Source organism: Cobetia sp. PDI-23MA, assembly GCF_059507735.1.
This window is the reverse complement of sequence record NZ_CM183352.1, coordinates 3,963,071-3,978,292: the sequence shown is the minus strand read 5'-3', so window position 1 is coordinate 3,978,292 and position 15,222 is coordinate 3,963,071. Positions and strand designations below refer to the sequence as shown.

The following is a 15,222-nucleotide window of genomic DNA, read 5'->3' as shown; positions in this document are numbered from 1 at the left end:
GCCTGCCGAGCGGGTTCCTGTCTGCGTTGGCCAACCCGCGGACTCAGGTACTGTCTTGCGTCGCACTCAGTTCGATGCGGACATCTGCGCAAAGACCCGCTCAGCCGCATCCAGCGTGGCCTGGATATCCGCATCGGTGTGCGCCGCGGACATGAAGCCGGCTTCATAGGCGGACGGCGCCAGGTAGACGCCTTCGGCGAGCATCGCGTTGAAGAAGGTCACGAAATCCTGCTGACGGCAGCGCGTGGCGGAGGCGAAATTGCTGACTTCTGCGTCATCGGTGAAGAAGACACCGAACATGCCACCGGCATGCTGGGTGATAAGACGGATGCCTGCCGCCTTGGCACGGCTTTCCAGGCCTTCACACAGCATCTCGACCTTGCGCGCAAGCTCGGCGTGGAAGCCGGGCGCCTTGAGCTTGCGCAGCAGCGCGACGCCAGCGGCCATCGCCAGCGGATTGCCTGCCAGCGTCCCCGCCTGATAGACCGGCCCCAGCGGCGAGAGGTGGTGCATGATCTCGCGCTTGCCGCCGAAGGCACCTACCGGCATGCCGCCGCCGACGATCTTGCCCAGGCAGGTCAGGTCCGGCGTGATGTCGTAATGCGCCTGAGCGCCGCCCAGGGCGACACGGAAGCCTGTCATCACCTCATCGAGGATCAGCACGCTGCCGTGGGCATCGCACACTTCACGCAGGCTTTCCAGGAAGCCCGGAACCGGCGGAATGCAGTTCATGTTGCCGGCGACCGGCTCGACGATGATGCAGGCGATCTCGTCACCCAGCTCGGCGAAGCAACGACGCACGCCCTCGGCGTCGTTGTAGTCCAGTGTGATGGTGTGCTCGGCCAGCGACGCCGGCACGCCCGGGGAGCTGGGCTCGCCATGGGTCAGCGCGCCGGAGCCGGCCTTGACCAGCAGCGAGTCGGAGTGCCCGTGATAGTTACCCTCGAACTTGACGATCTTGTCACGACCGGTGAAACCACGCGCCAGGCGAATCGCCGACATGGTGGCTTCGGTGCCGGAGTTGGTCATGCGCACCATGTCGAGGCTCGGCAGCATCTCGCAGATCAGCTCGGCCATCTCGGACTCGATCTCGGTGGGCGCGCCGAAGGACAGGCCACTCTCGAGACGCTCGCGCACGGCGCTGAGCACATCTTCATCGGCGTGCCCGGTGATCATCGGCCCCCAGGAGCCGACGTAATCGATATAGCGCGTATTTTCCACATCGAACAGATACGCGCCCTTGGCATGGTCAATGAACACCGGCGGACGATGCAGTCCCTTGAAGGCGCGGACCGGCGAGTTGACGCCACCGGGAATATGACGGCTGGCGCGTTCGAACTGGGCAGCGGACGTGGTCATGACATACCTCTTGATAAGCGGCGGGCGGCTCATCGGCCGCGAAAATGGAGAAAAGGGGATCAGACATAAAGACGCTGTGGATAACGTAAATGCAGCTTGTCCACAACCGATGAAACGGCCCGATAGCCTCGGGGCGGCAAGGGGGTGTGGATAACCCGAATGCCGTCGATGGCGACAGCTTAACGCGACTCACGGGTGAGTTGCAGCCGCGCGAGCGCAAGGGGTGCCGGCGTCGAAAAGGGCATTAGCGCTATCGCCAGGGCAGATATTGGGCCTCGGGCAACGCACCTTTCCGCCCACGCTGCTGGCCATCTACGAGACTCTGCCAGGTGGCCTGCTGGGCAGCCTGCCACGCCGATGGCAATGTCATGCCGCGTGCCAGACGCACCGCCAGGTGCGAGGCCAGCGTGCAGCCGCTGCCATGGAAGCTGCCAGGCAGTCGCGGGCAGTCCAGTGCGAGCGTGGCATGATCTCGGCGATACAGACGATGGATCACCGACGGCTCAGCCAGCGAATCAGCGCCATTTCCCAGCGGGTCAGCATCGCGCTCGACAGGATCAGTACCGGTGACCAGCACGGCTCCGGCGCCTGCCGCCAGCAGATGCTCGGCGAGTTGGCCGTCGCCCATCTCCGTAGGGCAGGCCGCCAGCCACGCAAGCTCCGCGCGGTTGGGCGTGAGCACATCCACGTGCGGCAGCAAGCTCTCACGCGCCTGATGGATCAGCGACTCGGTGGAAAGCTCCAGCCCGCCGCCCGCTTTCAACACCGGGTCCCATACCACGGGCAGCCCCGGCCAGCGCTGCTGGAGTTCCTTGATCAGCGTCACGCACGCCGTGAGCGCCGCTTCGCTGGCGAGCAGACCGATCTTGAGCGCGCCTGGACGGAAGTCCTCACACAGGGTGCGGGCCATGGCGAGCATCGACTCGCCCGATTGCGGGATCACCGCCTGTACATTGCAGGAGTTCTGCACCGTCAGTGCTGTCGGCACCGTCAGCGCCCAGCCGCCACCGGCACGGATCGCCTCGCTGTCGGCGACCAGCCCCGCGCCGCCGCTGGGATCATGCCCCGCCAATACCAGCACGTAGGGCAGTTGCGCTGAGCACTCGGTCATGGCTGAACCATCCCTCAGAACGGTTTGACGATGACGCAGATGACGATCACCACCAGCATCAGTACCGGCACTTCATTGAAGAAGCGGAAGTAGCGCGAGGTTCTCTTGCAGGTATCGGCGGCGAACTGCTTCAGATACAGGCCACAGGCATGGTGATAGCCGACCAGCAGCACGACCATGGTCAGCTTGAGGTGCATCCAGCCCATGCTCATGAAGCTCGGCACCAGCGCCAGCAGCCAGATCCCCAGCACCAGGGTCGCGATCATCGACGGCATCATGATGCCGCGATAGAGCTTGCGCTCCATGGTCTTGAAGTACTCGATGGCCTTGTGGTCGCCGGCATCACGCGCCTGGGCGTGATAGACGTAGAGGCGCGGCAGATAGAAGAGGGCAGCAAACCAGCACACTACGGCAATCAGATGGAAAGCCTTGATCCACAGATACATGAGGGAGCTCCGTCAGTCAGAGTCAGGAAGGTCAGGAAGTGGACGCACGGATGATGCAATCGGATCGCCACGATGGCATGTGACACCGCCAAGGCCCATGCGGTATGCGGTCGCGGCCAGGCGCACGCAGAGCGAATTCGCGCCGAGTAGACAGCTGCCGCGGCACGCGTCAGGGCGTATAGCGATAGTAACTCTCTATTGCATCCCGCGTGATGATACCTGAAATCTTGCGAATCATCGGTGCGGTAGTGTGCTCGACATAGAGGGCATCGATATCGCTGGGCAGCAGCCGCTCATAGGCCTCGGACAAGGTAGCCTGCAGGTGGATGGGCGCGAGATCCAGACGCTGAGCGGGGATCTCGAGCAGGTCGAGCTCTTCCTGCTCCCGCCAGTGCTCATCCATCAGTACACGCACCAGATCCGCCGCCGGCAGCGCGACCATCGGCTTTTCCGGCGTCGAGCGCGTGACCACCAGCCAGACCGGCTTGCTGTCGAGCAGGGCGCGAGCGCGTTCACGCGTGATGCGGCGCGGTACGCTGACCAGCGAGCGCTCCATCACCGCAGGCACCGCCACCCGCGACAGCGCCTGCATCAATGGCTGCTGGAGCGGATGCAGTCCCTGCGACGTCAGCGTCGAGATGAAGAAGCCTTGGCAGTGACACAGCTGGCGACAGGTCAGGCCTGCCACCACCACCGCCAGCATGCCGGGCAGGATGATATTCGGCGAATGCGTCAATTCGAGCAGTGCCATCAGGGCGGCCAGTGGCGCCTGAAGCACCGCCCCCATCATCGCCGCCATGCCGAGCAGGGCGTAAAGCGCGATGTCCGAGGCCTGGTCCGGCAACAGCCAGCCGCCCAGCATGCCCATCAATGCCCCGGCCGCGGCGCCCGCCACCACCACCGGGCCGATGATGCCGATCGGCACGCCACAGGCCACACACAGGGCCGACAGCACCAGCTTGCCAACCACCAGTGCCAACAGGATATCCAGCGCCAGCTGGCCGTCGAGCAACTGAGCCAGACTGTCATAGCCGATGCCTTGCACCTGGGGATACCACCACGCCACAACGGCCGTCGAGACCCCGACCAGCGCCATGCGCATCCCCCATGACAGGTGCGCCACGCGTGCCTGCTGACGCGCCAGATGCACGAAGCCCCCCGCCAGCAGGCCGATGACCAGCGCCGTGAAGATGACCCAGGGCAGGTCGAGCAGGGAATGCAGCAGCAGAGACGGCACCACGAAGGCCGGTGCCGAGCCGTAGACCATCTGCGTGACCACCGCGCCGGTGGTCGAGGCCAGAATCACCGGCATGAATCCCATCAGGGTGTACTCCATCATCACCACTTCCATGGCGAAGATGACCCCGGCGATCGGCGTATTGAAGGAGGCGGAGATGCCCGCCGCCGTGCCGCAGGCGACCAGCACGCGCAGACTGTTGTTGGGCAGCTTGAGGCGCTCGCCGATCCAGCTCGAGGCACCGGCACCCAGGTGGATCGCCGGGCCTTCACGCCCCGCCGACAGGCCGCCGAGCACGCTCGCGACCCCGACCACGACCTGATTGAGCCAGGCACGCAGCGGCATCTTGCCCTGATGGTAGGTCAAACGCTCGATGACATGACCGATGCCCAGCTTGCGCTGCGCCGGATGCTGTCGCCCCAGCACGATGCCGATCACCAGCACCGCCAGCAGCGGCAGCGAGGCGCGCACCCAGGGGGCAAGTCCCTCGAAGTTCTCCGGGTTGTCATCGGGCATGAAGCCCAGAGCACCGGCACTCAACAGCAGGCGGAAACCGACCATCAATGAGCCGGTCAGCAGCCCTGCCACCAGCCCCAGCAGACACAGTTGCGGGAGTGCATCGACCGCCGCCAGCTTGCGCCGAAAATTGTCGAGACTGGGACGAGGCAGATGCGGACGCGTCAGGGGTGACACTCACGACTCCTTGAAGGCACTGGCAATGACAGAGGACATCCATGTCGGCAGCGCATTACTGCCCGCCTGACACCTGTGTATCATATCGATTGCGAACCGTCGCGACCGTGCGCAATCCGACAAGCTCGGCACAGCATGGCGCAACGCCTGTCTCGCGCACAGGCCACCAAAGGTCGCAGCAGCAGATCGGACACAAGATTACATCTCGCATCAACAGGACACCGCCCGAAGGCGGGGAGGCAGCATGATCAAGGTAGGTATCGTCGGCGGCACCGGTTACACCGGAGTGGAACTCCTCAGGCTCCTGGCCAGCCATCCGCAGGTGGAAGTGACCGTGATCACCTCGCGAAGCGAGAAGGGCGTGCGTGTCGACGAGATGTACCCCAATCTGCGCGGCCACTACGACACTCTCGCATTCAGCGAGCCGGATGCCGACGTGCTGGCCGCCTGTGACGCCGTATTCTTCGCCACGCCTCACGGTGTCGCTCACGCCTTGGCTGGCGATCTGCTGGCACGCGGCACGCGGGTCATCGACCTGTCCGCGGACTTCCGCATCAAGGACGCCGACGTCTGGGCCGAGTGGTATGGCCAGCCGCATGGCGCGCCGGAGCTGCTCGGCGAAGCCGTCTATGGCCTGCCGGAAGTCAATCGCGATGCCATCCGCGAAGCGCGCCTGATCGCGGTGCCGGGCTGCTACCCGACCTCCGTACAGCTGGGACTGATCCCGCTGCTGGAAGCCGGCCTGATCGAGACCGACAACATCATCGCCGACTGCAAGTCCGCCGTCTCCGGCGCGGGTCGCGGTGCCAAGGTCGGCTCTCTGCTGTGTGAAGCCGGCGAGTCCATGAAGGCCTACGGCGCCTCCGGCCACCGTCATCTGCCGGAAATCACCCAGGGGCTGGACCTGGCAGCCGGCAGCGCGGTCGGTCTGACCTTCGTCCCGCACCTGACGCCGATGATTCGCGGCATCCACTCCACCCTCTATCCGCGTCTGAGCGGCTTCAGCGGCACGCTGGAAGATCTGCAGACGCTGTTCGAACAGCGCTACGCCGACCACCCCGCCGTCGATGTCATGCCGCTGGGCAGCCATCCGGAGACGCGCAGTGTGCGGGGCACCAACCTGTGCCGCATCGCCCTGCATCGTCCGGGCAACGGCGACACCCTGGTGGTGCTGTCGGTGATCGACAACCTGGTCAAGGGCGCGTCAGGCCAGGCCATCCAGAACCTCAATCTGATGTTCGGTCTCGATGAGATGATGGGGGTCGGTGCGCCGGCGATGATGCCCTGAACCGCCAGCGTACGCCCGCAAGGCAGCACGTCAGACAAAGTTGACCCTTTTGCTCGGATATAGGGATAATAGGCGTCATTCTGTTCTCTATACCGTGCCGGGCGCTATCTTCAGCGTCCGGCCTCCGACTCCTTCCAGGAGGCCCGCATGAGCGAAGCACAAAGCTTCATCCCCACGCCGTTGTACCTGTCCGAGCGCGCCAGTGCCCGGATTGCAGCGCTGCGCGCGGAAGAAGCCAACCCGGAGCTGCGTCTCAGGGTCTACGTCACTGGCGGCGGCTGTTCCGGCTTCCAGTACGGTTTCGATATCGCCACCGATCTGGCCGATGACGACACCGTGGTCGAGCTGGGCGAAGCCGCCATCGTGATCGACCCGCTGTCCTATCAGTATCTGGTCGGCTCGACGATCGACTATGAGGAAGGTCTGGCAGGCGCCCGCTTCATGATCCAGAACCCCAATGCCACCAGCACCTGTGGCTGCGGATCTTCTTTCATGGTCTGATCATTGAGGATCTAATCGTGAGGGTCTGACAGCCCCGCGCACGACATTGACGCCTTGCTGAGGCCTGATCGCCCCCTACCGGTTCCCGGTAGGGGCGATTTTTTTTCGTCATCTCAGTGGCTTGCCAGCTTCCCTTCGCGGTATGGCAGAGGCGGGAGACTTGACGGGGTCCGGTGCGCTCGTCAATCTAAAAACGCTATACATCCTAAAATCTAAATATAAAGAGGAATGTAAAATGCGCAGTTCTCACCTGCTGGCCTCCCTCTCTGGCCTTGCGGCCGCCACCTTCATGGCCAGCGCTGCCCATGCCGTCACCCTCAAGGCGGCGACCGACCCGAGCTTCGTGCCCTTCGAGATGCTCGATCAGGAAAGCGGCGAGATGGTCGGCTTCGATATCGACATCCTCAATGCCATCGGCGAGCGCGCCGGCTTCGATATCGATCTCAAGACCATGGACTTCAATGGCATCATCCCGGCCGTGCAGACCGGTAGCGTCGATGTCGCCATCGCCGGCATCACCATCACCGAAGCACGCGAGAAGATCGTCGACTTCACCGATCCCTACTATGACTCCGGCCTGCAGATTCTGACCTCGGCCAACAACGGCGACATCGAGGACATCGAGGGCCTGGAAGGCAAGAAGGTCGGTACCAAGATCGGATCCACCAGTTACGACTATCTCACCGCCAACCTCGGTGACTCCACCATCACGCCTTATCCGGGCAGCGCCGACATGTACATGGCCCTGATGTCCGGCAGCGTCGATGCCGTCTTCTACGATGCCCCCAACGTCGGCTACTTCGCCAAGACCAAGGGCAATGGACGCGTCAAGACGGTGGGGCCGCTCTATGAAGGCCAGCAATACGGCATCGCCTTCACCGAAGGCAGCGAGTGGACCGAGGCCGCCAACAAGGCGCTGGCCGAGATGAAGTCCGATGGCAGCTATGCCGAGATCTACCAGAAGTGGTTCGGCGCCATGCCCGACGACAGCCAGTAAGCCGCTCGCGCTCGACTCGCCTCGGACGCCCCACGTCGCGTAGCGCAGAACATAGTGCAGATCATCATCACGACATTTCGGCAGCGACAGCCTGCCGGAATGTCGGTCGTCTCGAACCTCCGGCCCACCCAGCGGCGCATGAGAGGTTCGTGCCAAGGAGCCCCCCGTGGACGTTCAGTTCCAGTTTGATTGGCAGGCCGCACTCAATTCGGTGCCCTACCTGCTCGAGGGCATTCCCTGGACCCTCGCCATTTCCTTCGGTGGCCTCGCCATCGGCTTCATCCTCGGCATTCTGTTCGGACTGCTGAGCCTGTCCCCCAGCCGCATCCTGCGCTGGGTCGCCACCGCCTATATCGAGATCTTCCGTGGCACCCCGGTGCTCGTGCAGGTGCTGTTCATCTTCTATGGCCTGCCACAGATCATCGGTGGTCCCATCGATGCCCTGACCGCCGGCATCGCCGCGATCGCCTTGAACTCGGCGGCCTATATCTCGGAAATCGTGCGCGGTGGCGTGCAATCCATCGCCCGTGGCCAGCGGGAAGCCGGCCTGTCACTCGGCCTTTCCATCCCGCAGACCTTCCGCTATGTCATCTGGCCTCAGGCGCTGCGCCGCATGATTCCCGCGCTGGGCAACCAGGGCATCGTCTCGATCAAGGACACCTCGCTGTTCTCGGTGATCGGCGTCGGTGAGCTGGTGCGTCAGGGGCAGATTCATATCGCCACGACCTTCAATGCGCTGGAAACCTACTTCATGGTCGCGCTGCTGTATCTGGTGATCACCCTCAGCCTGTCATTTGGCTTGCGGATGCTCGAGCGCCGCGGGTTGGTGGGCCAATGATGTCTCTCTGCCCCCCAAACGTGACGGATATCGCCGCGCCATCTCTCCTTCTGCCTGATCTCATTTCTCTGACGACCTTCCGGCATGCAGCGCCGGTTCGGAGCGCCCCATGACTGCCATCGTGAAGATGCACAAGCTCAACAAGCATTTCGGCAGCCTGCATGTCCTCAAGGACATCGAGCTCGAGGTCGCCCAGGGGGAGGTGGTGGTGATCATCGGGGCCAGTGGCTCCGGCAAGTCGACACTGATTCGCTGCGTGAACGGCCTGGAGGAATTTCAGGACGGCAACATCGAGGTGGATGGGCACTCGCTGATCCCCCATGGCAAGAGCCACAGGGCGCTCAAGGCGATACGCACCGAAGTCGGCATGGTCTTCCAGCAGTTCAACCTCTTCCCGCACATGAGCGTGCGTGACAACGTCAGTCTGGCCCCCATCAAGGTCCGCGGTACCTCACGCCCGGCGGCCGAGCAGCAAGCCGATACGCTGCTCGAGCGGGTCAATATCCTCGAGCAGGCCGACAAGTACCCGGGGCAACTCTCCGGTGGCCAGCAGCAACGCGTGGCCATTGCCCGCTCACTGGCGATGGAACCGCGCCTGATGCTGTTCGATGAGCCCACCTCGGCACTGGACCCGGAAATGATCGGCGAGGTGCTCGATGTCATGCGCAAGCTGGCCCGCGAAGGCATGACGATGATGATCGTCACCCATGAAATGAGTTTTGCCCGTGAAGTGGCAGACCGGGTGGTGTTCATCCATCAGGGCAGTATCGTCGAGGAAGGCACGCCAGAGCAGGTCTTCGATACGCCGCAACATCCACGCACCCAGAGCTTCCTGGCCCGCGTACTATCCCACTGAGCGTCTTCCACAAGGCTCGCTGAACCACTGTCCGGACACGCCTTGAGCACGTGATGTCCCACCCGCTGCACGCATGGCAGCGGGTATGCCCCGACCGTCAGGTCGGGGCATTTTTTTGTCCTCAGAGAGGCTTGCGAGCCCTGCGAATCGCCAAACGATGAAAAATCTTCTCCCTCCACGCCATCCGTCGGCATTTCGAGAAGAAAAAAACGAATTTTTTTGGCCCCGGCCACCCCCTTGCCAAGTCACGCAAACACGCCTCGACGCTCGAAGAAATGATACTTTCCCCGCCTGGCAGCCCTCACTCAAGCGTCGCTTTAGCGTGTGAAAAGCAGGGATAAATCAGGGGCCTAGCCGGAAAACCACACGAGGATAACGTGCACCGTGAGCCGCCGGGACAGCGTTCAGGCAATCTCAGCGGCCGATACGGGCAAAACAAGCGAAAAAGTATCCACAGGCTGGGACGCATCGCGTCATTGGCACCACTGACGAGGCCTGTAGGCATTCACGCACCACTTATCCCATGACTGTCTACAGCTTTGGCCAGCGCAGGAAATCGACATTTGCCTCTGTGGACATTTTCCGGCATTATCCGCGGCCTTCTTGCCGTCAGGCCATGCAGCACTAGGGTTGTGGGTAACAACGCCACTTGTGCACAGCAGGGCAGAAAAGTCGGGTACCAGCTCGGTATGAATCAGGGGATAATCGGGGATGTGGACAAGGGCGCATTTCATCCACAGGAAGCGACCAGTGACGTCCTCAAGTACTTCGCATTTTCTCCCCAACTATATCAACATCGTAACCTTTTGATTTGTAACGGATAAAGTCGATTTCCCACTGATTTTGTCCACAACAGTAGTTACAACATCAACAAAACCCCTTTTTCTTTTCTTTATATAATCTTGTTATCCGGAAACCCGAAGGACGGACCGAGACCTCACGATCGACCTGACGTGAACCCACCGAACCCGAAGTGTTCGGGATAACGAACGGCTGTCTGGTCAGGACATCCCTCGCCGGAAAATCAACGTGTCGTATCCGCAAGACTCGTGAATCGTCACGGCGTGGATTGATGCCTGAGTAGAAACAACCCGGGCATTCATTCATGGCCTGCCAGGGCACGGCGCTGTGGAAAACTCCTGACGCTTACCCACAGGCGGTTTATACTGTGCGGCCCGGACGTCATCCTGCTGGCTTGCAAGCTCCCTCACCGGTCGAGCACATGCCTTCGGCGACGGACATCATTCGCCATGCCGTCTGGCAGTCCTTGATTCATCCAGGCATCGATTCATCGCCCTGCCTGGCCGATTTGCCTGCTTCGCCAACCAGCGAACAGCGCTTCATCCAAGTTTCGTGATACCCCGAGGTGCCAACGTGGATTACCCGAACCGCTTTGACGTGATCGTCATCGGCGGCGGTCATGCCGGTACGGAAGCCGCACTGGCTGCTGCCCGCATGGGCCGTCAGACCCTGCTGCTGACCCATAACATCGAGACGCTGGGCCAGATGTCCTGCAATCCCGCCATTGGCGGGATCGGCAAGAGCCATCTGGTCAAGGAAATCGATGCGCTGGGCGGTGCCATGGGCCTGGCCACCGACATGGCGGGTATCCAGTTCCGTACTCTGAATGCCCGCAAGGGGCCGGCAGTGCGTGCCACTCGCGCCCAGGCTGACCGGGCGCTGTACAAGGCCGCGATCCGCAACGTGCTGGAAAACCAGCCGAACCTGACGCTGTTCCAGCAGGGTGCGGAAGACCTGATCGTCGACGGCGAGACCGTGCGGGGCGTCGTCACCCAGACCGGGATCCGCTTCCACGCCACCACGGTGGTGCTGGCGACCGGGACCTTCCTCGGCGGCGTGATTCACATCGGCCTGGACAACCATGCCGGTGGCCGTGCCGGTGATCCGCCCGCCAATGGCCTGGCCTCACGTCTGCGTGAACTGCCGTTCCGGGTCGATCGCCTCAAGACAGGCACCCCGCCGCGCATCGATGCCAAGAGCGTCGACTTCAGCAAGATGGAAGCCCAGCCGGGTGATACGCCGCGTCCGGTGATGTCTTACATGGGCAGCCGTGAGATGCAGCCGGAGCAGGTCAACTGCTACATCACGCACACCAACGAGCGCACTCACGAGATCATCTTCGCCAATCTCGGCCGCTCGCCGATGTACTCCGGCGTCATCGATGGCATCGGGCCGCGTTACTGCCCGTCCATCGAGGACAAGGTGCATCGCTTCGCCGACAAGAACAGCCACCAGGTCTTCATCGAGCCGGAAGGCCTGAATACCCATGAGCTGTATCCCAACGGCATCTCCACCTCGCTGCCCTTCGATACGCAGCTCGAGGTGGTGCGCTCGATCCGTGGCATGGAGAACGCGCATATCACGCGTCCCGGCTACGCCATCGAGTACGATTTCTTCAATCCCCAGGACCTGCATCACTCCCTGGAGACCCGTTTCATCAAGAACCTCTACTTCGCCGGTCAGATCAATGGCACCACCGGCTATGAAGAAGCCGGTGCCCAGGGGCTGCTGGCGGGCGTCAATGCCGCCTTGCGCGCCACTGACGACGAGTCCTGGCACCCGCTGCGTGACGAGGCCTATACCGGTGTGATGGTCGATGACCTGATCACCCTCGGCACGCGCGAGCCGTACCGCATGTTCACCTCGCGTGCCGAATATCGCCTGTTGCTGCGTGAGGACAATGCTGATCTGCGTCTGACCGCCAAGGGGCGCGAGCTGGGCCTGATCGATGACGCCCGCTGGGAAGCCTTCGATCGCAAGCGTGAAGCCATCGCCCGCGAGACCGCGCGTCTCGAGAGCACCTGGCTGACGCCGAAGAGCCCGGAGCTGGCCCCGTTGAGCGACAAGCTCAGCTCGCCGCTCAAGCGCGAAGCCAGCCTGATGGAGCTGCTCAAGCGTCCGGAGCTCGAGTATCCGGATGTGGCAGGCCTGAAAGGGGAAGGGGTCGACGACTGGCGCATCGCCGAACAGGTGCAGATCACTGCCAAGTACGCAGGCTATATCCAGCGTCAGCAGGAGGAGATCGACCGCCTGCGCCGTCACGAGCACACCGAACTGCCGACCAGCCTCGACTATGATTCCGTCGATGGTCTCTCCAACGAGATCAAGCAGAAGCTCAACGAAGCGCGCCCGGCGACGCTGGCCCAGGCCGGTCGCATTTCCGGTGTCACGCCGGCAGCCGTCTCCATCCTGTTGATTCACTTGAAGAAGCGTCAGCTGATCAAGGCGGAGACACCCGCAGATGCCGCAACGACTGACACGGGAGTCGCGCAATGAGCCAGACGCTCAACGAGACCCAGCGTGAACGTTGCGCTCAGCTGCTCAGTCGCGGTGCCAGCGCCATGGGAGTGGCGCTGAGCGAGGAACAGCACGCCCAGCTGATGACGTTGCTGGTGCTGTTGCACAAGTGGAATCGCGCCTATAACCTCACCGCGGTACGTGAGCCGGAGGCGATGGTGACTCGCCATCTGCTCGACAGCCTCAGTGTGCTGCCTTATATCAATGGGCCACGTCTTCTGGATGTCGGCGCCGGCCCGGGCCTGCCCAGCATCGTGATCGCGATCATGCGTCCCGACATCGCCGTCGTGCCGCTGGATTCGAATGGCAAGAAGGTGCGCTTCCAGATTCAGGCCGGCCACGAACTGGGCCTCAAGAATCTGAGCCCGACCCAGGTCCGTATCGAAGCCTATGATGGCGCGCCGTTCGAGCAGATCATCTCGCGTGCCTTCGCCGATACCGATGCCTTCGTCAATCTGTCGGCGGCCGTGCTCGCCGAGGGCGGCGAATGGCTGGCCATGAAAGGGCGCATCCCCAGTGATGAGATTGCCCGCCTGCCGATGGGTGTCTCGCTGGTCGAGACATTGGTGCTGGAAGTGCCGGGCGAGGAAGGGGAGCGTCACCTTCTGCGCCTCAAGCGCGACTGATAAAGCGCCTCAAGGTGTGCGCAGGGATTGTGCCGGGCGCAAAAGGCAGGCAGCCTGATGTTTTCACGAGGGCAGATCATTGATCTGTCCTCGTGAGCATGTGGCTGGTGCCAATGGCCCCGCTTCTCAAGGAACCAAGGAAGTCGCTCGTGACCAAGATCATCGCGCTGACCAACCAGAAGGGTGGCGTCGGCAAGACCACCACTGCCGTCAATCTGGCGGCGTCGCTGGCGGCACTCGATCGCCGCGTTCTGCTGATCGATCTCGACCCGCAGGGCCATGCCACCATGGGCAGCGGCATCGACAAGCACGACCTCGAAGGCAGCGTGCTAGATGTGCTGCTGGGTGAGCTGCGTGCCAGTGACGTGATTCTCGATTGTCCCGATGCCGGCTACGCCCTGTTGCCCGGCAATGGCGACCTTACCGCCGCCGAGGTCGATCTTCTCGGTGTCGAGGGGCGTGAGCGCCGCCTCACGGAAGCTCTGGCGCCGATCGCCGCGGAATATGACGTGGTACTGATCGACTGCCCGCCCTCGCTCAACATGTTGACCGTCAATGCCCTGACCGCCGCCCATGGCGTGCTGATCCCGCTGCAGTGCGAGTTCTATGCACTGGAAGGTCTGTCAGCACTGCTCGATACCGTCGAGCAGATTCAAGGCAACGTGAATCCGGCCCTCGACGTGTTCGGGATCGTGCGCACCATGTACGACGCTCGCAACAGTCTGACCCGCGATGTCAGCAAGCAACTTTCCGATTACTTTGGCGATACCCTGATCAAGGCGACCATTCCGCGCAACGTGCGGGTGGCAGAAGCGCCGAGCCACGGCCTGCCGGTGACCAAGTATGCGCGTCTGTCGCGTGGCAGCCAGGCCTATCGGGTGCTCGCCAAGGAATTGATTCGTCGTCTCTCGCTGTAACTTCACCGAGGAAGGTCCATGACGCGTAAGCGTGCCCTGGGAAGGGGCCTGGATGCCCTGATTGGCGCCGGAAACCGCCGCCGCCATGTCGAAGCCGATATAGAAGCTGTCGATGGCGACGCCATCGATGCGTCACCGGATGCCGCGCTGGCCGCGAATCCGGCCGCTGCCACGGCGGAATTGCCCAGCGAGCGCCTCGAGCGCCTGCCGCTCGGGCAGCTGCAGCGTGGCAAGTATCAGCCACGGCGTGACATTCAGCCGGAAGCGCTCGAGGAGCTGGCGGATTCCATCCGGGCTCAAGGCGTGATGCAGCCCATCGTGGTGCGACCGGTGGGGGAGGGGCGCTACGAGATCATCGCTGGCGAGCGCCGCTGGCGTGCCTCGCAGCTGGCGGAGCTGGATACCATTCCTGCCGTCGTCCGCGAAGGTATCAGCGATGAGATCGCGCTTGCGCTGGCATTGATCGAGAACATCCAGCGCGAGAACCTCAATCCGGTCGAGGAAGCCCTGGCGCTCAAGCGTCTGCTCGAGGAATTCGAGCTGACCCAGCAGCAGGTGGGCGACGCCGTCGGGCGTTCACGCGCCCAGGTCACCAACCTGCTGCGGCTGCTGACGCTGGAACAGGAAGTGCAGACCCTGCTGGAGCGCGGTGAGCTCGACATGGGGCACGCGCGTGCCCTGATCGGCCTGACTCCGGCACGCCAGCGCAAGCTGGCCCATGAAGTGGTAGAACGCGAGTTGACCGTGCGCCAGACCGAAGCGCTGGTGAAAAGCGTGCAGAAGGGTGAACAGCCCAAGCCGGCGCCGGCACGACCGGACGCCGATATCCAGCGTCTGGAAACGCGTCTCTCGGAGCAACTGGGCGCCGCCGTCAACATCCGTCACGGCAAGAGCGGCAAGGGCAAGGTCACCATCTCTTACACCAGTCTGGATGAGCTGGACGGCATTCTCGGCCATATCCACTAGTGAGTGAGCAGGGGGAGCTGACCTCGCGTCACACCCCCCCTGGCGGCAATTTTCCGCATGACGGATCAC

General features: G+C 62.8%; 13 protein-coding genes. 9 read left to right on the top strand and 4 right to left on the bottom strand.

The features are described 5' to 3' along the window. Positions 1–66: 66 nt before the first annotated feature. From hemL to AC5WNJ_RS16935, 4 genes are all read right to left on the bottom strand, one after another. Positions 67–1,359 carry a glutamate-1-semialdehyde 2,1-aminomutase gene (gene hemL, locus AC5WNJ_RS16950; protein WP_176678570.1) on the bottom strand — a complete coding sequence of 431 codons (1,293 nt, stop codon included), beginning with the start codon at positions 1,357–1,359 and terminating at the stop codon, positions 67–69. Positions 1,360–1,609: 250 nt separating this feature from the next. Beyond that, positions 1,610–2,470 (bottom strand): bifunctional hydroxymethylpyrimidine kinase/phosphomethylpyrimidine kinase, encoded by an 861-nt coding sequence (thiD, locus tag AC5WNJ_RS16945; protein ID WP_495930267.1) that lies wholly within the window; start codon positions 2,468–2,470, stop codon positions 1,610–1,612. Positions 2,471–2,484: 14 nt separating this feature from the next. Beyond that, positions 2,485–2,916, bottom strand: coding sequence for a protoporphyrinogen oxidase HemJ (gene hemJ, locus AC5WNJ_RS16940; protein WP_043331686.1), 432 nt, complete (start codon positions 2,914–2,916; stop codon positions 2,485–2,487). Between the two features lie 169 nt (positions 2,917–3,085). Then, positions 3,086–4,837 carry a chloride channel protein gene (locus AC5WNJ_RS16935; protein WP_495931069.1) on the bottom strand — a complete coding sequence of 584 codons (1,752 nt, stop codon included), beginning with the start codon at positions 4,835–4,837 and terminating at the stop codon, positions 3,086–3,088. 253 nt (positions 4,838–5,090) lie between these two features. Here AC5WNJ_RS16935 and argC point away from each other — a divergent pair, with 253 nt between their 5' ends. The 9 genes from argC to AC5WNJ_RS16890 all read left to right on the top strand — a co-directional run bounded on the left by argC (position 5,091) and on the right by AC5WNJ_RS16890 (position 15,153). Continuing rightward, positions 5,091–6,134 carry an N-acetyl-gamma-glutamyl-phosphate reductase gene (gene argC, locus AC5WNJ_RS16930; RefSeq protein WP_495930266.1) on the top strand — a complete coding sequence of 348 codons (1,044 nt, stop codon included), beginning with the start codon at positions 5,091–5,093 and terminating at the stop codon, positions 6,132–6,134. 147 nt (positions 6,135–6,281) lie between these two features. Then, the gene (gene erpA / locus AC5WNJ_RS16925; protein WP_043331693.1) at positions 6,282–6,635 is read left to right on the top strand and encodes an iron-sulfur cluster insertion protein ErpA; all 354 of its coding nucleotides are present in this window, start codon (positions 6,282–6,284) and stop codon (positions 6,633–6,635) included. Between the two features lie 235 nt (positions 6,636–6,870). After that, on the top strand, positions 6,871–7,632 hold the full coding sequence (locus tag AC5WNJ_RS16920; protein WP_495930264.1) for a transporter substrate-binding domain-containing protein: 762 nt from the start codon (positions 6,871–6,873) through the stop codon (positions 7,630–7,632). 166 nt (positions 7,633–7,798) lie between these two features. After that, on the top strand, positions 7,799–8,470 hold the full coding sequence (locus tag AC5WNJ_RS16915) for an amino acid ABC transporter permease (protein WP_495930263.1): 672 nt from the start codon (positions 7,799–7,801) through the stop codon (positions 8,468–8,470). Positions 8,471–8,579: 109 nt separating this feature from the next. After that, positions 8,580–9,326, top strand: a complete 747-nt coding sequence (locus AC5WNJ_RS16910) for an amino acid ABC transporter ATP-binding protein (RefSeq protein ID WP_054556363.1) — start codon at positions 8,580–8,582, stop codon at positions 9,324–9,326. A gap of 1,374 nt (positions 9,327–10,700) precedes the next feature. Next, positions 10,701–12,623 carry a tRNA uridine-5-carboxymethylaminomethyl(34) synthesis enzyme MnmG gene (mnmG, locus tag AC5WNJ_RS16905; protein WP_495930261.1) on the top strand — a complete coding sequence of 641 codons (1,923 nt, stop codon included), beginning with the start codon at positions 10,701–10,703 and terminating at the stop codon, positions 12,621–12,623. Further along, complete coding sequence (gene rsmG, locus AC5WNJ_RS16900) at positions 12,620–13,270, top strand: 16S rRNA (guanine(527)-N(7))-methyltransferase RsmG (RefSeq protein ID WP_253063536.1); 651 nt, start codon at positions 12,620–12,622, stop codon at positions 13,268–13,270. Before mnmG ends, rsmG begins: the two co-directional genes overlap by 4 nt. 149 nt (positions 13,271–13,419) lie before the next feature. Then, on the top strand, positions 13,420–14,187 hold the full coding sequence (locus AC5WNJ_RS16895; RefSeq protein WP_043331702.1) for a ParA family protein: 768 nt from the start codon (positions 13,420–13,422) through the stop codon (positions 14,185–14,187). 18 nt (positions 14,188–14,205) lie between these two features. Beyond that, entirely contained in the window at positions 14,206–15,153 is a 948-nt protein-coding gene (locus AC5WNJ_RS16890; protein ID WP_043331703.1) for a ParB/RepB/Spo0J family partition protein, read from the top strand. Positions 15,154–15,222 lie beyond the last annotated feature (69 nt).

Bases quoted from the DNA above. Each gene is read 5' to 3' on its own strand.
- hemL (WP_176678570.1), bottom strand. From the start codon at position 1,359: ATGACCACGTCCGCTGCCCAGTTCGAACGCGCCAGCCGTCATATTCCC.
- thiD (WP_495930267.1), bottom strand. From the start codon at position 2,470: ATGACCGAGTGCTCAGCGCAACTGCCCTACGTGCTGGTATTGGCGGGG.
- hemJ (WP_043331686.1), bottom strand. From the start codon at position 2,916: ATGTATCTGTGGATCAAGGCTTTCCATCTGATTGCCGTAGTGTGCTGG.
- argC (WP_495930266.1), top strand. From the start codon at position 5,091: ATGATCAAGGTAGGTATCGTCGGCGGCACCGGTTACACCGGAGTGGAA.
- erpA (WP_043331693.1), top strand. From the start codon at position 6,282: ATGAGCGAAGCACAAAGCTTCATCCCCACGCCGTTGTACCTGTCCGAG.
- AC5WNJ_RS16920 (WP_495930264.1), top strand. From the start codon at position 6,871: ATGCGCAGTTCTCACCTGCTGGCCTCCCTCTCTGGCCTTGCGGCCGCC.
- AC5WNJ_RS16910 (WP_054556363.1), top strand. From the start codon at position 8,580: ATGACTGCCATCGTGAAGATGCACAAGCTCAACAAGCATTTCGGCAGC.
- rsmG (WP_253063536.1), top strand. From the start codon at position 12,620: ATGAGCCAGACGCTCAACGAGACCCAGCGTGAACGTTGCGCTCAGCTG.
- AC5WNJ_RS16890 (WP_043331703.1), top strand. From the start codon at position 14,206: ATGACGCGTAAGCGTGCCCTGGGAAGGGGCCTGGATGCCCTGATTGGC.